General features: G+C 50.6%; 17 protein-coding genes. 5 read left to right on the plus strand and 12 right to left on the minus strand.

From position 1 onward, the window contains the following. Window positions 1-23: 23 nt before the first annotated feature. The gene (locus tag ABJU74_RS11760; RefSeq protein ID WP_348384406.1) at window positions 24-818 is read left to right on the plus strand and encodes a class I SAM-dependent methyltransferase; all 795 of its coding nucleotides are present in this window, start codon (window positions 24-26) and stop codon (window positions 816-818) included. A gap of 121 nt (window positions 819-939) precedes the next feature. Beyond that, the gene (locus ABJU74_RS11765) at window positions 940-1,344 is read left to right on the plus strand and encodes a hypothetical protein (protein WP_348384407.1); all 405 of its coding nucleotides are present in this window, start codon (window positions 940-942) and stop codon (window positions 1,342-1,344) included. 18 nt (window positions 1,345-1,362) lie between these two features. On the opposite strand, the gene ABJU74_RS11770 is transcribed toward ABJU74_RS11765, so the two are convergent. From ABJU74_RS11770 to ABJU74_RS11790, 5 genes are all read right to left on the minus strand, one after another. Beyond that, window positions 1,363-2,082 (minus strand): LuxR C-terminal-related transcriptional regulator, encoded by a 720-nt coding sequence (locus ABJU74_RS11770; protein WP_348384408.1) that lies wholly within the window; start codon window positions 2,080-2,082, stop codon window positions 1,363-1,365. A gap of 319 nt (window positions 2,083-2,401) precedes the next feature. Further along, complete coding sequence (locus ABJU74_RS11775; protein WP_348384409.1) at window positions 2,402-2,995, minus strand: hypothetical protein; 594 nt, start codon at window positions 2,993-2,995, stop codon at window positions 2,402-2,404. Window positions 2,996-3,005: 10 nt separating this feature from the next. Then, complete coding sequence (locus ABJU74_RS11780) at window positions 3,006-3,812, minus strand: C39 family peptidase (RefSeq protein WP_348384410.1); 807 nt, start codon at window positions 3,810-3,812, stop codon at window positions 3,006-3,008. Window positions 3,813-3,826: 14 nt separating this feature from the next. Next, window positions 3,827-4,201: a hypothetical protein gene (locus ABJU74_RS11785; protein ID WP_348384411.1), complete on the minus strand. Its 375-nt coding sequence runs from the start codon at window positions 4,199-4,201 to the stop codon at window positions 3,827-3,829. A gap of 93 nt (window positions 4,202-4,294) precedes the next feature. Then, the gene (locus ABJU74_RS11790; RefSeq protein ID WP_348384412.1) at window positions 4,295-4,801 is read right to left on the minus strand and encodes a hypothetical protein; all 507 of its coding nucleotides are present in this window, start codon (window positions 4,799-4,801) and stop codon (window positions 4,295-4,297) included. Between the two features lie 297 nt (window positions 4,802-5,098). Between ABJU74_RS11790 and ABJU74_RS11795 the strand changes: the two genes are divergently transcribed. Beyond that, window positions 5,099-5,932 (plus strand): aldose 1-epimerase, encoded by an 834-nt coding sequence (locus ABJU74_RS11795; protein ID WP_348384413.1) that lies wholly within the window; start codon window positions 5,099-5,101, stop codon window positions 5,930-5,932. A 34-nt stretch (window positions 5,933-5,966) separates the two neighbouring features. On the opposite strand, the gene glk is transcribed toward ABJU74_RS11795, so the two are convergent. The 6 genes from glk to ABJU74_RS11825 all read right to left on the minus strand — a co-directional run bounded on the left by glk (window position 5,967) and on the right by ABJU74_RS11825 (window position 13,607). Next, window positions 5,967-6,941, minus strand: coding sequence for a glucokinase (glk, locus tag ABJU74_RS11800; protein WP_348384414.1), 975 nt, complete (start codon window positions 6,939-6,941; stop codon window positions 5,967-5,969). A 2-nt stretch (window positions 6,942-6,943) separates the two neighbouring features. Further along, a complete protein-coding gene (gene edd / locus ABJU74_RS11805) occupies window positions 6,944-8,764 on the minus strand; it encodes a phosphogluconate dehydratase (RefSeq protein WP_348384564.1) in 1,821 nt (606 codons plus the stop codon). Further along, on the minus strand, window positions 8,761-9,402 hold the full coding sequence (locus ABJU74_RS11810) for a 6-phosphogluconolactonase (RefSeq protein ID WP_348384415.1): 642 nt from the start codon (window positions 9,400-9,402) through the stop codon (window positions 8,761-8,763). The genes edd and ABJU74_RS11810 overlap by 4 nt, the downstream gene beginning before the upstream one ends. Next, on the minus strand, window positions 9,395-10,843 hold the full coding sequence (zwf, locus tag ABJU74_RS11815) for a glucose-6-phosphate dehydrogenase (protein WP_348384416.1): 1,449 nt from the start codon (window positions 10,841-10,843) through the stop codon (window positions 9,395-9,397). The genes ABJU74_RS11810 and zwf overlap by 8 nt, the downstream gene beginning before the upstream one ends. A 216-nt stretch (window positions 10,844-11,059) precedes the next feature. Beyond that, a complete protein-coding gene (locus ABJU74_RS11820; RefSeq protein ID WP_348384565.1) occupies window positions 11,060-12,475 on the minus strand; it encodes a sugar porter family MFS transporter in 1,416 nt (471 codons plus the stop codon). A gap of 88 nt (window positions 12,476-12,563) precedes the next feature. Then, on the minus strand, window positions 12,564-13,607 hold the full coding sequence (locus ABJU74_RS11825) for a LacI family DNA-binding transcriptional regulator (protein WP_348384417.1): 1,044 nt from the start codon (window positions 13,605-13,607) through the stop codon (window positions 12,564-12,566). 247 nt (window positions 13,608-13,854) lie between these two features. Between ABJU74_RS11825 and xylB the strand changes: the two genes are divergently transcribed. Continuing rightward, window positions 13,855-15,309, plus strand: coding sequence for a xylulokinase (xylB, locus tag ABJU74_RS11830; RefSeq protein ID WP_348384418.1), 1,455 nt, complete (start codon window positions 13,855-13,857; stop codon window positions 15,307-15,309). A gap of 12 nt (window positions 15,310-15,321) precedes the next feature. Further along, window positions 15,322-16,659, plus strand: a complete 1,338-nt coding sequence (gene xylA / locus ABJU74_RS11835) for a xylose isomerase (protein ID WP_348384419.1) — start codon at window positions 15,322-15,324, stop codon at window positions 16,657-16,659. A gap of 39 nt (window positions 16,660-16,698) precedes the next feature. On the opposite strand, the gene ABJU74_RS11840 is transcribed toward xylA, so the two are convergent. Then, window positions 16,699-17,508, minus strand: coding sequence for a hypothetical protein (locus ABJU74_RS11840; RefSeq protein ID WP_348384420.1), 810 nt, complete (start codon window positions 17,506-17,508; stop codon window positions 16,699-16,701). Window positions 17,509-17,510: the final 2 nt, after the last annotated feature.

Consider the following 17,510-nt stretch of genomic DNA (forward strand, 5'->3'; position numbering starts at 1 on the left):
TCATGGATCTGTTGATACACTCGATGTCCGAATTCTCGGACATAATTACCAATGCGATGGATATCGCCAATGTGTCCAATATTGCTGAAATCGGCGCAGAATATGGCGGAATGACGACTATTCTTGCCAAACATGCCGCGTCTCACAATGGGCGTTTATTCAGTATCGATCCCAATCCCAAACCGGAATTTCTCGCATGGCTGGACACTCAGAATACTGTCTCGCACATTGCCAAACCCAGTCTGGAAGCCTTTACCAGCCTTAGCAATATCGATCTTTGGATGGTCGATGGCGATCATAACTGGTTCACCGTTTATCATGAACTAAAGGCCATTTCAGCGGCCTGCCAGCGAGATGAAAAGCCGCTTTTTGCGATTTTGCACGATGTCTGTTGGCCGGCCGGACGACGCGATATGTATTATGCGCCAGAAGCTATTCCCGAAGAATTTCGCCACGACTATTGTATGAAGAGTGGCGCGAAGCCTGGGCAATCGGGTCTGTTCCGCCAACAAGGAATGCGAGGCATGGGACATTTTGGTTGGGCCCTTCATGAAGGCGGTGAACGTAATGGAGTGAAGAGCGCTGTTGAAGATTTTATCAACGAAGCAGAGGCCCATGGACAGCCCTTGGCCTATGCTGAAATTCCAGCGGTTTTTGGGCTAGGAATAATATTTGATGCCGCTGCACCATGGGCCGAAGATTTGAGTAACTTGCTCCTGCCTTTCCACGACAACCCGCTCATTGCAAAATTAGAAAAGAATCGCCTGGCCAATTATCTAACCGTTCTGGATTGGCAAGACGGCGTTCTTGGCCATTAAGCAAAAGAGGCGGACTCGTTTTGCTAATTTTGTCACGTAGTTTCGGGACTATACATGGCGACGAAAAGAGCCAATTATCATCGGGCAAGAACAGCGGTCGCAAGTTGCTGTGGAGGGCAAGATGAATGTTAGCAAAGACGCGGAAACTGATTCAAATCAAAACGAGGGCCAAGATCTAGAGCAAGTTATTTTAAGTCTGGCAAACCACATTGCTAAACAGAATAAGCTGCGTTCAACTTATTTTAGCGGCATAAGTTTTGGGGATCCCATTTGGGACATTTTGCTTGATATTTACGGGTCTGAGACATTGGATCGTGCAACAACCATTACAGCAATATCGGACCGCCAAAACCAACCACCAGCAATCTCCAAGAGATGTATTTCTTATCTTCTGGAAACCGGCGCGATATTCGAAAATCGCAACCGTTATACTTTACAAAAATTCCAGTTTTTGGCGACGGACAAGACCAAACAAGAAGTGACGGCCTGGCTCAAAAACTGTATAGCGACCACTCCACAATTTTGATCCGCCTTCCACGGTGCGTTAGGTCCGCACCAGATCCATACTAATGGCTTTGACCGATGCTGATGTGCGATCATGCACATCCAATTTAACAAATGCCCGGCGCATATAGCTATCGATCGAACTTTCCGAGAGTCCTAAAATAGTTCCAATTTCGGCGTTTGACTTTCCTTTGGCAGCCCAGCCAACAATTTGCATTTCACGCTTTGACAGCGATTTTTCAATTCCATAGAGATCCGGAGTCAACTGGCAGAGCCGCAAATGTGCCATTTGCGCAAAAACTCGAAATTGTGCGCCAATCGCATCGGTCATTAATGCTGGATGCCGTGGTCGACCATAAGAAGCCAATCCATTGCGCGATTGAGGTCCAAACAAAGGAAAGATCCAACCTTCATCAATATGAGCGCTGTTGGCATCTTTCTTGAGATTTTCAAAGGCTTGGGCGCGCTTGGTCAAATCACCAATTTCGGTCCATCGAAACGCATCGGCATTTAACAATGTGTTTTGCGTCGTTATATGGCCCTGCTTGACGAGACCTTCGATGGCGAATTTTTGAAAGTCCGTATCCGATATACCGTTATATCGAATCACAGTCTTCGGATGGGTTGGCCGCTTATGAGGCGGAGGGCACACATATATTGAGGTACGAAAGCCGTATTTACGAGCAACTGTCAGAATATATTTCCATAGCGCACTCGGGCTATGGCAATGATTTATCTTGATAATTTCATCTAAAGTCAAATTTTCAACTCTCCAACTCTAGGTCTCAATATATCTTTTGATATTGAACCAGCATGCCACGTAACCGCGTTGCACTAAGGGAACATTAGCGCTGACCGAATGCAATTTATAGGAAATTTCTTTACCGTTAGACACTTCGTCGCATGTTACAAAGGCTGGTCAACTTGATTTTTACCAATTCTTGCCTGCAAGTTTATTTGTCGGAAATTGAAAGATCGGCCAAAAACAAAGAAACATCGCGAGCTTTCCCTCAAACCTCGCGATGTTCCAAGTATTGAACCGATGGGATTGGCCGTCGGTCCTTATTCAGCCAGTAAGCCTAGTCGCCCAATGCTCCGATGGCACCTAGACTTGCCACATCATCCAAAGCCATGCCTATGCGATCGGCCATCAGATCGGAACTAAATTGACCATATCCGGACAAGGTCAATGTAGCATCGACTTGCTGCACAGCTTCCAAGCCATTAGCCGTATTGATCAGCATATTTTGCACGCCATTGCGCGTTTCGTGGACCAAAGCGGTTTCACCGTTATTGATCAAATATACCGGCGATTCACCCACTCTCATCCGAATATTACCCGTCGATACCATGCCATTTTCCAGGCTGGAGATATCCACAGGGCTCAATCCGGCGGCGGCCGTTTGTACCGTTTCCGCTCCTTCGCCGCTCCAATTTAACACGGTTTGGAGCAACAGCTCGCCATTCACATATGTTCGGATATCGGCGCCAAAATTCACGCCCAATCCTTCGACAACAAAGCCGCCGCGCAACTTGTCCAGATCTTCGTCTGGAACAAGTGCGGGCAGACCAACCGCCGCCACGGGGTCAGCTTTGGCGGTTTGGGGGACAAGCATCATACTCGAAAACATAATGCACGCGACCGTTACGGAAATAGTTTTTCGATAAATCATGGTTCATCTTTCATCTGACCGTACCTACTCTGACGTCGAGCAAAAATTCGGGCGACAGTTGGTACAAGGGGGGAAGGTGATTGGTTAAGTTGCCAATAGCGTCGGTTGCAGAAACCTGGTCCGTGGGGGCGCTTGACCATCGGTTCCAGTCTCCAGCAAGATTATATTTTGGTCGGCTTTTTATCGGACCATCAACAATGGCCAACGCGATTCCATTCCAATATTTCGCAAATTCTTCGGTCGGATATTTTTTAAGGCCGAGCACGGAATCGCCCACGAGCACCTGATCTTTTGACTGCCCTTTAACGACCACAAAATGTTTGAAACCATCAAGGTCCAACAAGACAATGACCGGACGTTTGACTTGCGCCAGTTGATCTGGTGTGAGCTTGAAACCTTCGGCGCGATAGCCGATTGCACTGAGATAATTGCGCATATCAAGCATCGAAAAGCCCACTTTTTTTATCGCTTTTTTGTCACCCAAATCCCACATTGCTTTAAACGGCATGCGCTCATTGGTGGGGCGGTCATAATGATAGGTGAGCAATGTGGCGATCGCGGCGGAACCACAGCTAAAATCGAAACGTTGGCGGATGACGGATCGAAAAGGAATATCCCACCAGGTCATTACCCCGACATAATAATCACCCCCAATAGATTCGCGCGCGATACGGACTTCTGCATCGGCTGCGACGGGCACAAAAGCGGTAAGACAAGTCAAGCCGAGCAATCCGCCCTTCAGGATGGCATTCAAGCGTGTCCTGAAGGGCGAAAAAGCCGAGCATCGGTCATGCGGGTCAGGGGGAATGTGGGTCATGACCTATGCCTCACTTAATCGATCACATTGATCGTTACGCCCAGGCCAGCCTGGAGCGCCGATTGTGCGCCGGTATTGATGACAATATTTCCCAAACCGTTGAAACTGGAAAGAGAATTGTCGGAAAGCGTAACATCTCCAGCCGTATAATCGCCGTCGATTATATTGCCGCTATTGGCCGCGTTAAATGTCTGTTCGTTGATAGCGACTTGCGCACCGCCACGCAGCTGTTTGAGCTCATCGAGCGACAGCAGCGGGGATGCGGATTGTTGCGGTGTTGCTGCGGGTGTCTTGGGTGCGGCACTAGGGTCTGAAGCCTGCGCATACGTCTGCGATGCGATCAAAGCCAGTGGTGCAATCAAGAAAAGTCTGCAATGGTTTTTCATCATTTTTCTCCCGGTTGTAGTGCGGGCATTTGGGGGCGGAGGGGCCGGTTTCATCGGCTGAAATCGGCCCGCCCTTATCGAGCAAATGGTGAGCGATTAATCGCCGCCGCCACCAGCGCCATCAGCTGCTGCCGCTGCACCGTCGCCGAAATTGATCGTGCCCTGTGCTGCAATATTGGTTGCAGATTGAGCATTGGAGTTGATACCGGTGTTCCAAGACTGGTTCAGGATACCAGCAAAGGCTGCGAAAGCATTGCCGCGAACATAGTTGTCGCCGCTATTATAGCCCACTGGAGCCGGTTCGCCGTCTTCACCATCTAGATCGACAAGTTCGTCCATCAAGGAGTTGGTGTTGGTTGCCGTCAGTGTTTGTGTCGCAATAACAAGGTCATTATTGTTATTGTTGTCGCTGTTAATGTCATCGAGCGTATTTGTCGTGCTCGCATCAGCTGCCAAATATACATCCAGCAGGTCATTAACCACCACGGCACCGTTATCGGTGTCGGTCACGTCGTTATTTTGATTTTGCTGAGCGATGGCGGGAGCGCCAACAGCCAAAGCAACCACCGCAGCAGACGCCGCCATTACTTTTGTCATTTTCATCGTATTTCTCCTTAGGGTCTAAGGCATCTTCTCTTTCCCTGCAAAACAAGGAAGGGGGTTAAGAGGCCCTGTTATTGCCGCTTCATGCGACAACCCTTTATTAGGTCGATTCGATTTTTCACTTTTTGCGATTTGGCAATTGCGTGAATAATTTTCGAAAATTTGCAAAAACCCGGTTTTCTACGGATGATAAAAATTCCCTGCTAATGCCGGCGCTTTACGTGTCGACCGGTGCGAATAAGATTGACAAAAAGGCTATTATAGACTGTTCGCGCTGCAGATTAGCGCCTATCATCCATGGCCATGATTTCTCTTCGCAATGATGACATAGCGGTTGATATTGATCCAGCCCGCGGTGGCGGCATCCTGCGGTTTGATTGGCGGAATACCGCTATTTTTCTACCTGCAAGAGCGGATGACCTCAGCCCTTTTGGGTTGGCCAATTTTGTCATGATCCCATTTTCCAATCGCATTGCCAACGGCCGGTTTTTCTTTGAGAAAAAGCTGATTGTCATGGCACCGAACAATCCCAGCGCATCAACCCATCACGCCATTCATGGACATGGCTATTTGACCGGTTGGGATGTGGCCTCACAAAATTCTGAACGAGCGCAGTTATCATATAGTCATAAGGCAGATTCCTGGCCTTGGGACTATCGCTGTGATCAGGATATTCGGTTGTTAAGCCAAGGCTATGTCCACAAACTTACCATCACCAATTTAAGTGATAGCAATATGCCAGCCGGCTGCGGTTTTCATCCCTATTTCCCAAAAGAAAATGCCCGCTTGTTAAACAATTTTGATGGATATTGGGATGGTTCGCCAGATGGTTTACCAACCCGCTGGATTGCCAGAAATGGCCCTTTTCCTTTGGCTGAGCAAAGCCCGGTTGATACTATTTTCACGGGCCGCAATTGCGCCTTGACGATAGACTGGCCGACGCATGAACTTTGTATAGAAACTGATGCTGACCTGCCGCTCACCCATATTTTTACGCCGCCAGAAACCGATTTTTTCTGTATAGAACCGGTCAGTCATTTGACCGATGCAGTAAACCGCGGTGGTTTAAAAACTCTCGAACCGGGGGAAAGTTGGACCACGGAAATTGCATGTTCTGTGGTTGAGAAATAGGCAATTCATCGAGGATTTCTATCCGATCCTGCAGTTACAAATCATGTTCCTGCAAAAAGGCCGAAGCCGCACCAAAAAGGCCGGGCTGCGGGTGGCTGAGTAGTTTAACTGGGATATTTTGCATCACCGTTTCAAACCGTCCCTTGGCAATAAACCGCTGACAAAAGCCCGATTGCGGTAAGAAGTCTGCGATCCGCGCGCCCAGCCCGCCGCCAATCACCACAGCCTTCGCGCCTTGTGCCAAGGCCAAATCTCCCGCAACCGCACCCAAACTCAGGCAAAAGCGATCAAGCGCAGCACTGGCTAAACTGTCTTGGCCTTCAAGAGCCAGATCCCAAAGGGTGCGATCATCAACCGGCGCAGCAGCGCGGCCTTCAAGGTCGGACAGAATTTCGTGAATGGCCACAAGACCGGGACCGGAGACAATCCGCTCGACGGAAACGCGCCGATATTTTTTTCGCAACGACTGCAAAATTTTGTCTTCAATACTGTCCAAAGGCGCAAAATCTGTATGTCCACCTTCTGTTTCAATGACATGATATGTGTCAGCGGTGCGCAACAATTGCACGGCACCAAGCCCCGTACCGGGACCAAATATTGAAATGGGTCCTGTTTGGGGCAATGGCTTGTCCGGGCCGCAGCAATGGACAAGATTTTCGCCGTTCAATTGCGCAACAGCATGAGCAACCGCTCCAAAATCGTTGATCAAAGTGAAGCGATCCAGACCGAGTTTGGACGGAATGGCATGCGGCCGAACAATCCAAGGATTATTGGTAAAGCGCAAAAGCTCCCCGCCCACTGGACCCGCGACAGCAATCGCGCCATTTTTAGGCAATATCCGCCCAATTTGATCTGCATAAAATTCCCATGCGGTCTGCAGGCTAGCATGATCAGCGCTTTTCATTACCACTTGGTCCGTCAACTGCGCGACGTGATTGCCATCCACTTGGGCAATGGCAAAGCGGGCATGGGTGCCGCCAATATCAGCTGTCACGATTTCCTGAGTCAATTTTACAACCCCGCCTGATTGAGCATAGCAGAAGCACCCGCTTCCGCATTGTCGGACAAATTGCGCATGAGCGCGAACAGCTCCCTGCCGGTTCCTGCATTTTCCTGGGGAACTTCAGCGAGTGGGCGATCCTGCCATTCTGCTTCGTCAATCAGCACTGTTAACTTTCCGGTCTTTGCGCAAATCCGGACCAGGTCACCGTCACGCAGTTTTGCTAACGGACCGCCATCTTTTGCTTCAGGCCAACAATGAATGGCCGCAGGAACTTTGCCGCTGGCTCCCGACATGCGGCCATCGGTCAGCAATGCTACGGCATATCCGCGATCCTGGAGGACACCCATAGATGGTGTTAACTTGTGTAGCTCTGGCATGCCATTGGCCCGCGGACCTTGGAACCGAACAACGATAATCACATCGCGATCCAATTCTCCGGCATCAAAAGCGATTTTGACATCATTTTGATCGGAAAACACGCGAACAGGCGCCTCGACAGTCAGTCGGGACGGATCGACGGCGCTGGTTTTAATGGCCGCTCGGCCCAGATTTCCGGTTAATAGCCGCATGCCTCCATCCAGCGAGAAGGGATCTGCAACAGGCCGTAATATATCCGTATTACGGCTTTCGCTTGGCGCCGCCGTCCAGTTGATTTTATCTCCTTCAAGGGCCGGTTCCCGCGCATAGTCATCCATATTATTTCCAGCTACCGTCATAATATCACGGTGTAAAAGACCAGCATCGAGAAGCTCTCGAATAACAAAGGCCAATCCTCCGGCGGCATGGAAATGGTTCACATCAGCAGATCCATTAGGATAGATTCGCGTGACCAACGGTGTCACGGCAGACAAGGCATCGAAATCTTCCCACCCAATTATAATTCCAGCCGCGCGAGCAATGGCAGGCAAATGAATCAGATGATTGGTTGAACCCCCGGTCGCCAATAATCCGATCGCAGCATTCACAATTGCTTTTTCATCAATACAATGACCCAGAGGACGATAGTCATTTCCCGCTTTGCCAATTGCGCTGAGCTGATGAACGGCAGCTCTGGTCAATTCTTGGCGCAATTTCGTGCCCGGGTTGATAAAGGCCGATCCGGGCACATGCAGGCCCATAATTTCCATCATCATCTGATTGGAATTGGCCGTACCATAAAACGTACACGTCCCCGCGCCATGATAGCTTGCAGCTTCCGCCTCGAGCAATTCATCTTTCGTCGCTTTGCCTTCTGCAAAAAGCTGGCGAACGCGCTGTTTCTCTTTGTTCGCTAGACCGGATGGCATCGGACCTGCGGGAACCAAAATCGCAGGCAAATGACCAAAACGCAGGGCTCCGATCAGCAAGCCGGGAACAATCTTGTCGCAAATTCCCAGCAACAGCGAGCCTTCGAACATGCCATGACTGAGTCCAATGGTTGTTCCCATTGCGATATTGTCACGGCTGAACAGGCTCAATTCCATGCCCAATTGCCCTTGGGTAACACCGTCACACATGGCCGGAACACCGCCAGCAACTTGGGCCGTCGCGCCAACTTCGCGGGCAAATATTTTTATTTGTTCGGGATAGCGGGCATAAGGCTGATGCGCCGACAACATGTCATTATAGGCGGTCACGATCGCCATGTTCATTGCAGCGCCGGATCGAATAGCTGGTTTGTCGTCGCCGCTGGCAGCAAATCCATGCGCCAGATTCCCACAGGACAAATTAGGGCGATGCACGCCCTTGTCCCCTTCTCGCGCAACTAATGCGAGATAGTTCGCCCGCGTCTCTTTGCTGCGGTCGATAATCCGTTCCGTGACGGCGTTCAAGATGGGGTGCAGACTTATGACTCGCTCCAGAATATTGTTATCGGACAGGATGCGGCTGCGATCAGCTTTGCGATCGGCAAATCATGCGCGCCCTTCACCGCTTCTTCCAATATGGTTTTTTTATCACTGCCGCGGGCCACGATCATGATCGCGTCCGTATTGATCAGCGCGGTTTGATTGAAACTCAACCGCGCAAAGGGTGCTTCTGGCGGCAAAGGATCTGGCTGTGTCGAAACAATTTTTGGGCTGTTTTCATCAATATGCTCACCCTCTTTCATCCGCGGAAATAGCGACGCAATATGGCCATCCGCACCCATGCCAATCCACACAATATCGGATTTTGGCACATCCATGTGGTCAACCAGTCTCGTGATCTTAACCGGTTTGTTGGCAAACGCCTGAGACAATTTTCCAAAATTGCTGGCCGGATGATCGGTAGAAACCTGTCGATCATCTGTGAGCATTAATGACATCTCATCCCACGGAAGATCCATGCCCGACAAAATATCGAATATAGCCAAAGGGGTATTACCGCCCGGTACCACCAGATTACGAGCGCCCTTCGCGGTGACAGCATCGGCTATAAAACGGGCAACAGCAGCCGCATCAGCATGCTCTGCCCAACCCACGGCGGGCGATGAGAAATGATCATTCATGCCATGTCACTCCGTCCCGTTCTGTCAGAGCGATAGCGGATGATGGTCCCCAGCTTCCTGCGCCATAGCTTTTGGGTGCGACCGCATGATCCTGCCAAATCTGTCTTATCGCATCAATCCAGGACCATTGCGCTTCCACTTCATCTCGGCGCACAAATAAGGTTTGGTCGCCTTCAATAAGATCAAGCAACAATCGTTCATAAGCAATGCGGCGGCGCGCGCTGGCAAAGGCCTGCGTTAAGGAGAGGTCGAGCGGCACTTCCCGCAGGATAATGCCATCACGATCCAATCCGGGCTCTTTGGCCATGACTTGTAGGCGGACATATTCTTCTGGTTGCAACCGAATAACCAATCGGTTGGCAATCGGTTTGCTCGACCGGTCTCCGAAAATACTATGAGGGACGTCCTTAAATTGAATAACCACTTCGCTGCGCCGTTCAGCTAACCGTTTTCCAGTGCGCAAATAAAAGGGCACGCCTTGCCAACGCCAATTGTCTACATGGGCTTTTAATGCGACAAAGGTTTCAGTGGTCGAATTGTCGCCCAGATCCTGCGCATAGCTAGGAACGGCTTCGCCTTTAACAGCGCCGGCGTCATATTGACCGGTGACCACTTCACTCGGATCCAAAGTCCGTAAAGATCGCAAGACCTTCACTTTCTCATCGCGGATCGCCGTAGCATCATAACTGGCTGGGGGTTCCATCGCTGTGATCGCCAAGAGCTGCAGCATATGATTTTGCACCATATCGCGCAAAGCGCCCGTATCGTCATAAAATCCGTGCCGCCCTTCAAGGCCGACAGTTTCGGAAACAGTGATTTGCACGTGATCGATGCCGCCGGCATTCCAAAGCGGCTCAAACATCATATTGGCAAAGCGCAACGCCAAAATATTTTGAACCGTTTCCTTGCCGAGATAATGATCGATACGAAAGATGCGATCTTCAGGAAAAGCAGCAGCGACCGCTTTGTTGATTTCGGTCGAAGAGGCAAAGTCATTGCCCAACGGCTTTTCGAGACCAATGCGGACATTATCTCCGGCCAATCCGGCCGATTGCAATCCTTTGATTGTTGGTTCGAACAGAAAGGGAGCGGTCGACAGAAAAATCGAAAGGCCAGCTGAAATATCGCCCAACTTCGCCGCCAAATCAGCAAAGCCTGCGATGGTAGATGCATCCAGCGATTGATAATATAGCCGCTTGAGAAACTGCTCAATAGCCGCTGGATCTTTGCGTTCTTCCGGTAGAAATTCGGCTAAGGCCTCTCCGATCATCTGACGATATTCGTCGTCACTCAATCCGCTGCGCGCCGTTCCGAATATGCGCAAATCTTCGGCAATCAAGCCATCGACATGCAAGGCGTATAGCGACGGCAACAGCATACGCCGGGCCAGATCTCCGGTTGCACCGAACAAGAGCAATGTATTGGATGAGAAGGCGTTCATGTCTGCTCCGTCATCCGTTGGGGTAAAAAATAGCGCATAATGATTAGATATTCACTCCAAAAGCGACCGTCTTACGCAACACACACTAGCCATTCTTTTACTCCGCAACAATATGGTGTCAACGTTGTCTGATGATCCACGAAACGGGATAGAAATAGCGGTCCGCCGATGGGGCTGTGATCGACTATACGGCCACAGCCCGCCCGATCAATCTGTTCAGCCTTCCATTTCTTCCAGTTCCTTGCCGCGGGTTTCCTTGACCATCTTGTAAACAAAAAGGACGGAGACGGCGGCACAAATGGCGTAGAAGCCATAGGCGCCAGCCAAACCAATGCTAACCAGCATGATCGGGAAAGCCATGGTAATTGCGAAATTGGACAGCCATTGCGCCAATCCGCTGACCGCTAGACCGGATCCGCGTATCTGATTGGGGAACATCTCGCCCAGCATCACCCACATGACCGGGCCCCAGCTAAAGTTAAACAAAGCCGCATAGGCATTAGCGCTTATCAAAGCGATCGTGCCCGCATTGTCGGATAATTCTAATTGACCATCCACAATCGACCCGCTGGAAAAGGCGATCGCCATAATCCCGAGCGTGACTGCCATACCGGCAGAACCAATGATCAATAGCGGCTTGCGGCCAATTTTATCGATTAATGCAATTGCAGCAAGACAGGCAATAATCGATAAAGACCCGCTTAAAATATTAATCAATAATGCATCATTTTCGCTGAAACCTACGGCCTGCCAAAGCACCGCGCCATAGTAGAAGACGATATTGATCCCAACCAATTGTTGAAATGTTGCAAGCCCGATCCCGACCCACACGATCGTGCGAATCTTGCCGCTGGTCTTGTCAACCAGATCGGCAAATTTTGGTGCATGATCCTCGGTCAATGACTCCCGGATTTCCTTCACCTTTATCGCAGCAGCATCGCCACCGAACAAACGCGTCAGCACATTTTCTGCCTGGCTATCACGCCCCTTTACCACCAGAAATCGAGGGCTTTCGGGAATAGCCAGAAGCGCCAGCAGGAAAATTGTTGCAGGAATAATTTCAATCCAGAACATCCAACGCCATGCTTCATATCCCCACCAAAACACATTGGTCGATGCCCCTGCCGACGCCGCCAATAGGTAATTGGACAAGAAAGCCGCCGTCAGCCCGATGATGATCATGATTTGCTGTATACTCGACAAACGTCCGCGCATGGAAGCGGGTGTCACTTCGCTGACATAAGCAGGCGCGGTTACGCTTGCGGCCCCAACCGCAAGACCGCCAAGAATACGATATATCACAAATTCCATGGAGCTTCCGGCAATGCCCGAACCAAAGGCACTGATGATGAAGAAAAGCGCGGCCACCAAAAGGAGATTACGGCGGCCAAACATATCCGACAATTTCCCGGCGGCAAAAGCACCCGCGGCGCAGCCGAGCAACATCGAAGCGACGTTAAATCCGGTACCGACGCTGTCCGAATTAAACGCTGCCTTGAGACCATCAACCGTCCCGTTAATCACCCCGCTGTCATAGCCAAATAAAAATCCGCCAATTGTGGCAATCGATACAATCAGTGTGATGAAGCTGAGATTGGTTTGCTCCACATTGGCTGGTTCATTTTCATGCATTGGCATGGATAATCCTCCCCTTCTCGGTCAAAGACAACGTTGACTTCAGTCTTTATATGTTGCCAGTTATTTTTCTAACAGTGTGTATTCAAGCAGATATTTTGGCGTTGGTAGGCCCGGCGGACTCTCGCTTCACGAGATGGTGATCAAGAAATATCGGTTGCGACCGATCTCCGGATTGAAATGTTTGATCGGTTAGCAATCCCACCGCCTCGGATACCAGATCAGCAATCGGTTGATTCACCGTGGTCAGTTGCGGACTGATAACGGCGGCGACTTGCGTATTATCAAATCCCACAACGGACAGATCATTGGGAACATGGATGTTCCGCCGGTAAGCCGCTGCAATCACAGCCGCGGCCATGTCGTCATTGCTGGCGAAAACCGCACTGGGCGGATTAGGCAAGTCCAGCAGATTTTCTGCACAGGCCAATCCCGAAGCCCAAGAAAATTCTCCTTGCTGGACAAGTTCAGGATCAATCGAAATATCGGCAGCGGCCATAGCCTTGGCATAGCCTGAATAGCGCTTGGCCGACACGCTATGGTCGGGATGGCCTTTGATAAATCCAATCCGTTTATGGCCAAGCGACAGGAGATGCTCGGTCATTTCCTGTGCGGCGCTATCGTCATTAATATTAATCGAGGCTTGCGCTGCACTGGGCTCGCGCGGAGCGATCAAAACATAGCGGATTTTTTTCCTGTCGAGCATTTTAATAAGCTCGGGATCATCACATAGTGGCGGCGTCACCACGACACCCACGGGCGACGTATTGTCTATCATAGCTTCGATTTCAGCTAACCCATCTTCACATTCTTCCATGATCAGATGCATGCCGGTCTTGTGACAGCGTTGAAGAGCGCCAAGGTGGACGCTTTCAATATAACTGCGGCTCGGGTTTTGTACCAGCAGGGCGATAATCTGTGGACCGCCAACCCGTAAGCTTCGCGCGGCAACGTTTAAGGTATAGTTCAACCGCTCAGCGGCATTCATCACCAGCTGACGCGTTTCGGCGCGGACATTGCTCTCGCCATTGAGCACGCGTGATACGGTTTTGAAAGAAACGCCTGCATCCTTCGCAACATCGATCATCGTCGCGCGCTGCGGCGGCCCCTCGCTCGTCCTATTATCCAAACCTCATCCCTTTCGGCGAACGCCGTTCATCCTTTGTCTCTTGCTTAGAATCAAATTGGCACAAGAACAAGGTTTTGACAAGGTTGTCATTATTCAATTCCCGTCTTAAAAGGCAGAAAGAAATAAAAACATCAATATAGGCGAGTCTGAACGTGGCAAGAGATTGGAATATATGGCACCGGCACCAGCGGTTTAAAGGCTTACCAATCCGGTTGAAAAGCTTGGATATTCAGGGATTTCGGTCTCTATGACACGGCCCTCTTATCTGGGTATCGACCTTGGCACGTCTGGTGTCAAAGCGCTGATTATGGATCAGGCCGATAATGTTTTGGCCACTGCGCATGCTGACCTGACCGTCCAACGCCCCCTTCCTTTGCATAGCGAACAGAATCCGGAAGATTGGATGGCAGCAGTAGATTCGGCTGTGACCCAACTTCCCGCTGACCTGCGCAACGATGTTTCAGCCATGGGATTAGCCGGACAAATGCATGGAGCGGTTCTGCTCGATGCGCAAAATCAGCTGTTGCGTCCAGCGATATTGTGGAATGACGGTCGAAGCTTTTCGCAATGCAAGACATTAGAAAATACAGTTCCTACATTAGCACGCCTGACTGGCAATCGCGCCATGCCGGGATTTACTGCGCCAAAAATCCAATGGGTGCGTGAAAAAGAACCTGCAATTTTTGATCGCATTGCCAAGATATTGCTCCCGAAAGACTGGCTGCGGTTCAAGCTTTCAGGCGCTATGGTTTCCGATATGTCTGACGCTGCTGGGACATTGTGGCTGGACACGGAGCAACGGCAATGGTCGCTAGATATGCTCGAGGCAACAGGTTTGACTCTATCGCACATGCCGGCTTTGGCGGAAGGACCCGATAATAGCGGCCATTTATCCGCTGCGTTCGCTGCGCGCTGGAACATGGCGCAAGTGCCTATTGCCGCAGGCGGTGGAGACAATGCAGCCGGAGCCGTCGGATCTGGTGTAGCGCGCCCAGGCGACACCATGCTTTCCATCGGCACATCCGGCGTCATTTTCCATGTTGATGATCAATATCGCCCCAATCCGGCGGGCGGGGTCCACACTTTTTGCCATGCCTTGCCGGGATTGTGGCATCAAATGTCCGTGATGCTTAGCGCGGCCAGCGCCGTGGATTGGGTCGCTGCAACCACCGGCTTTGCTGACACGCCATCGCTTTTTACCGCGGTGGAAAAGCGCGGCCAATTGACACAAAGCGAAATTTTCCTGCCCTATTTATCGGGCGAGCGCACACCGCATAACGACCCGCATGCAACCGGCATATTTTTCGGGCTGACGCACGAAACGGATCCGACCGCCCTTGGGCAAGCCGCATTGGAAGGCGTGGCCTTGGCTTATGCCGATGGCGCAGATGCGATTGCCGCCTGCGGCAACGAGATAAAGCAACTCAATGTTATTGGAGGCGGCGCGCGATCGCATTATTGGGGGCGATTATTAGCCGCCGCTATCAACAAGCCTTTAGTTTACCGTGAAGGTGCGGATCGGGGCGCGGCCTTTGGTGCTGCGCGATTGGCTCGGATCATGATGGAAGGTGAAAATACGGCCTTAATATTGGCCGCGCCGGAGATTGTTGAAACCATTGTACCGGACCCCCAACTGGTCAAACCGCTTTCAGAAAAGCGTAAAATTTTCAAAGATTTATATAATAATACCCGTCAGGGATAAGGAGTAATTTCAATGGCCGATCATCTCGCTGCATCAAGCGCCTATTTCCAATCATTGCCACAGGCTCGCTATGAAGGTCCAGACAGCGATAATGATTTCGCCTATCGCTATTATGACAAAAATCAGATGGTCATGGGCAAGACCATGGAGGAACAGCTCCGGCTGTCGGTATGTTTTTGGCATACCTTTTGTTGGGATGGTTCGGATGTTTTCGGCGCTGGTGGATTTAACCGACCCTGGCATCAAATTGATGATCCTCGCACCGCAGCAGTGGCCAAGCGTGAAGCGGCCTTTGATTTGTTCCAACGGCTCGATTTGCCCTTCTACAGTTTTCACGATGTCGACGTCATGGCACCCGCAGAAACAGCGCAAGACCATATCGGCCATATGCACGAAGCCGTCGATCATCTCGAAACACTCATGGCGAATTCGGGACGGAAATTACTGTGGGGCACCGCGAATAATTTTTCTCACCCTCGCTATATGGCTGGGGCATCAACCAATCCAGATCCAGAAATAGCCGCTTTTGCGGGATTGCAAGTTCGCGAAGCCTTAAATGCCACCCACCGGCTTGGCGGTTCCAACTATGTTTTATGGGGCGGCCGCGAAGGCTATGACACAATTCTTAACACCAATATCGGTCAAGAGCTCGATCAACTCGGCAAATTTCTGACATTGGTGGTCGAACATAAGCATAAGATCGGATTTACCGGGGATATACTGATTGAACCGAAACCGCATGAACCGACCAAGCATCAATATGACAGCACGGTGCAAACCGTCCATGCATTTTTACAACGCTATGGTCTTGAAAAAGAAGTGCGGGTCAATATCGAAGCCAATCACGCCACATTAGCTGGGTTAAGTTTTGAACATGAAGTCGATATGGCCTTTGCGCTCGATATATTTGGATCGCTCGATCTCAATCGCGGGGATCCTCAAAATGGCTGGGATACAGACCAATTTCCCAATGACTTGAGAGAAATTACCCTGATGATGAAATCGATCCTGGCCGCGGGCGGGATGAAAAATGGCGGATTGAATTTTGATGCCAAGGTCCGCCGCCAAAGCATCAGTGCGGAAGATATTGCTCAATCTCATATTGGTGCAGTCGATTTGATCGCCCGGGCTCTGCTAAATGCCGAAGCCATGATCAATGATGGTCGGATCGACCAATTTAAGCGGCAGCGCTATGCCGGATGGGACAAGGGCATCGGTGCCAAAATGCTCAATGGACAAGTCAATCTGGATGAAATCGCGGATTTCGCTGTCGCCAAGAATCAGGCCCCTGCTCCTGTATCGGGGCGTCAAGAATGGCTGGAAAATGTGGTGACCCAATTGGTCAAATAGATCGCGCTCATCGCACAGCATTGAAATTTCGGGATCGGTTTATTGACTTTCGATGATATCGACGGTGAAATTGTCCACCCAGGCCAAACCCTGACCACGCATGATTTCGGTGCCGAGCTCCACGTCCGCAATATAACCATTTTCGATTTCTAGCGTTGATAGCAGATCATCTCTCAACATAGCCGCAATATCGAAACGACTGGACAAGGATGAACGCTCCGCTTGAAAGGTGATGTAAATCCAGTGATTGTCATTTTGGCCCGAGGCATCGGTCCAATTCTCATCAAGCCATACTGACCATCGCTGTTGGGCATGCCAGATTGTTCCGATTTTTTTGCCCGCCGGGTCTATATGACCATCCGTTGCATAGGTCCAAACCATGACTTCGGCAGCGATGATCGTCGGATCGGGTTTGGTTCCAATGGCAGGCGTTCGCGTCAGCCATAGACTGGTGGCGACATTATGCTGTCCGCGTGCGGCAATGGTCAGGTCATGAGCGATGGTCATCGATTTCAATCGCGCTATTGGAATCGGAAACTGGTCGTCTATTTTTGGGATCGGATCCCAAGGAGACGAGCCTCTCTTGATTTGGGGATAGCCAAAAATCTGCCGACCCTTGTCGGGCCAGTGCCAGGACCAGCCCAAAGTAACTGTGTCGGTTCCTGGTTTTTGCTCTAGACATTGCCGCCACGGATAAGACCCGGCCGCATCCTTGTTCCAAACATTATTATATAAAATCCCCTGATCCCGTACCACCGATTGATAGTCAGCGCAGCCCAAGGTTATGGATTCCGGCTTTTTCCATTCTTCCATCGGCGCTTGGCAGGATGACAGCAGAAAAGCTGACATCC

This window comes from Parasphingorhabdus sp. (genome assembly GCF_039982415.1).
Lineage (GTDB): Bacteria > Pseudomonadota > Alphaproteobacteria > Sphingomonadales > Sphingomonadaceae > Parasphingorhabdus.

Coding starts and splice junctions, on each gene's coding strand:
- ABJU74_RS11760 (WP_348384406.1), top strand. CDS start 24: ATGTCCGAATTCTCGGACATAATTACCAATGCGATGGATATCGCCAAT.
- ABJU74_RS11765 (WP_348384407.1), top strand. CDS start 940: ATGAATGTTAGCAAAGACGCGGAAACTGATTCAAATCAAAACGAGGGC.
- ABJU74_RS11775 (WP_348384409.1), bottom strand. CDS start 2,995: ATGATTTATCGAAAAACTATTTCCGTAACGGTCGCGTGCATTATGTTT.
- ABJU74_RS11780 (WP_348384410.1), bottom strand. CDS start 3,812: ATGACCCACATTCCCCCTGACCCGCATGACCGATGCTCGGCTTTTTCG.
- ABJU74_RS11785 (WP_348384411.1), bottom strand. CDS start 4,201: ATGATGAAAAACCATTGCAGACTTTTCTTGATTGCACCACTGGCTTTG.
- ABJU74_RS11790 (WP_348384412.1), bottom strand. CDS start 4,801: ATGAAAATGACAAAAGTAATGGCGGCGTCTGCTGCGGTGGTTGCTTTG.
- ABJU74_RS11795 (WP_348384413.1), top strand. CDS start 5,099: ATGGCCATGATTTCTCTTCGCAATGATGACATAGCGGTTGATATTGAT.
- ABJU74_RS11810 (WP_348384415.1), bottom strand. CDS start 9,402: ATGAATGATCATTTCTCATCGCCCGCCGTGGGTTGGGCAGAGCATGCT.
- zwf (WP_348384416.1), bottom strand. CDS start 10,843: ATGAACGCCTTCTCATCCAATACATTGCTCTTGTTCGGTGCAACCGGA.
- ABJU74_RS11820 (WP_348384565.1), bottom strand. CDS start 12,475: ATGCATGAAAATGAACCAGCCAATGTGGAGCAAACCAATCTCAGCTTC.
- xylB (WP_348384418.1), top strand. CDS start 13,855: ATGACACGGCCCTCTTATCTGGGTATCGACCTTGGCACGTCTGGTGTC.
- xylA (WP_348384419.1), top strand. CDS start 15,322: ATGGCCGATCATCTCGCTGCATCAAGCGCCTATTTCCAATCATTGCCA.
- ABJU74_RS11840 (WP_348384420.1), bottom strand. CDS start 17,508: ATGTCAGCTTTTCTGCTGTCATCCTGCCAAGCGCCGATGGAAGAATGG.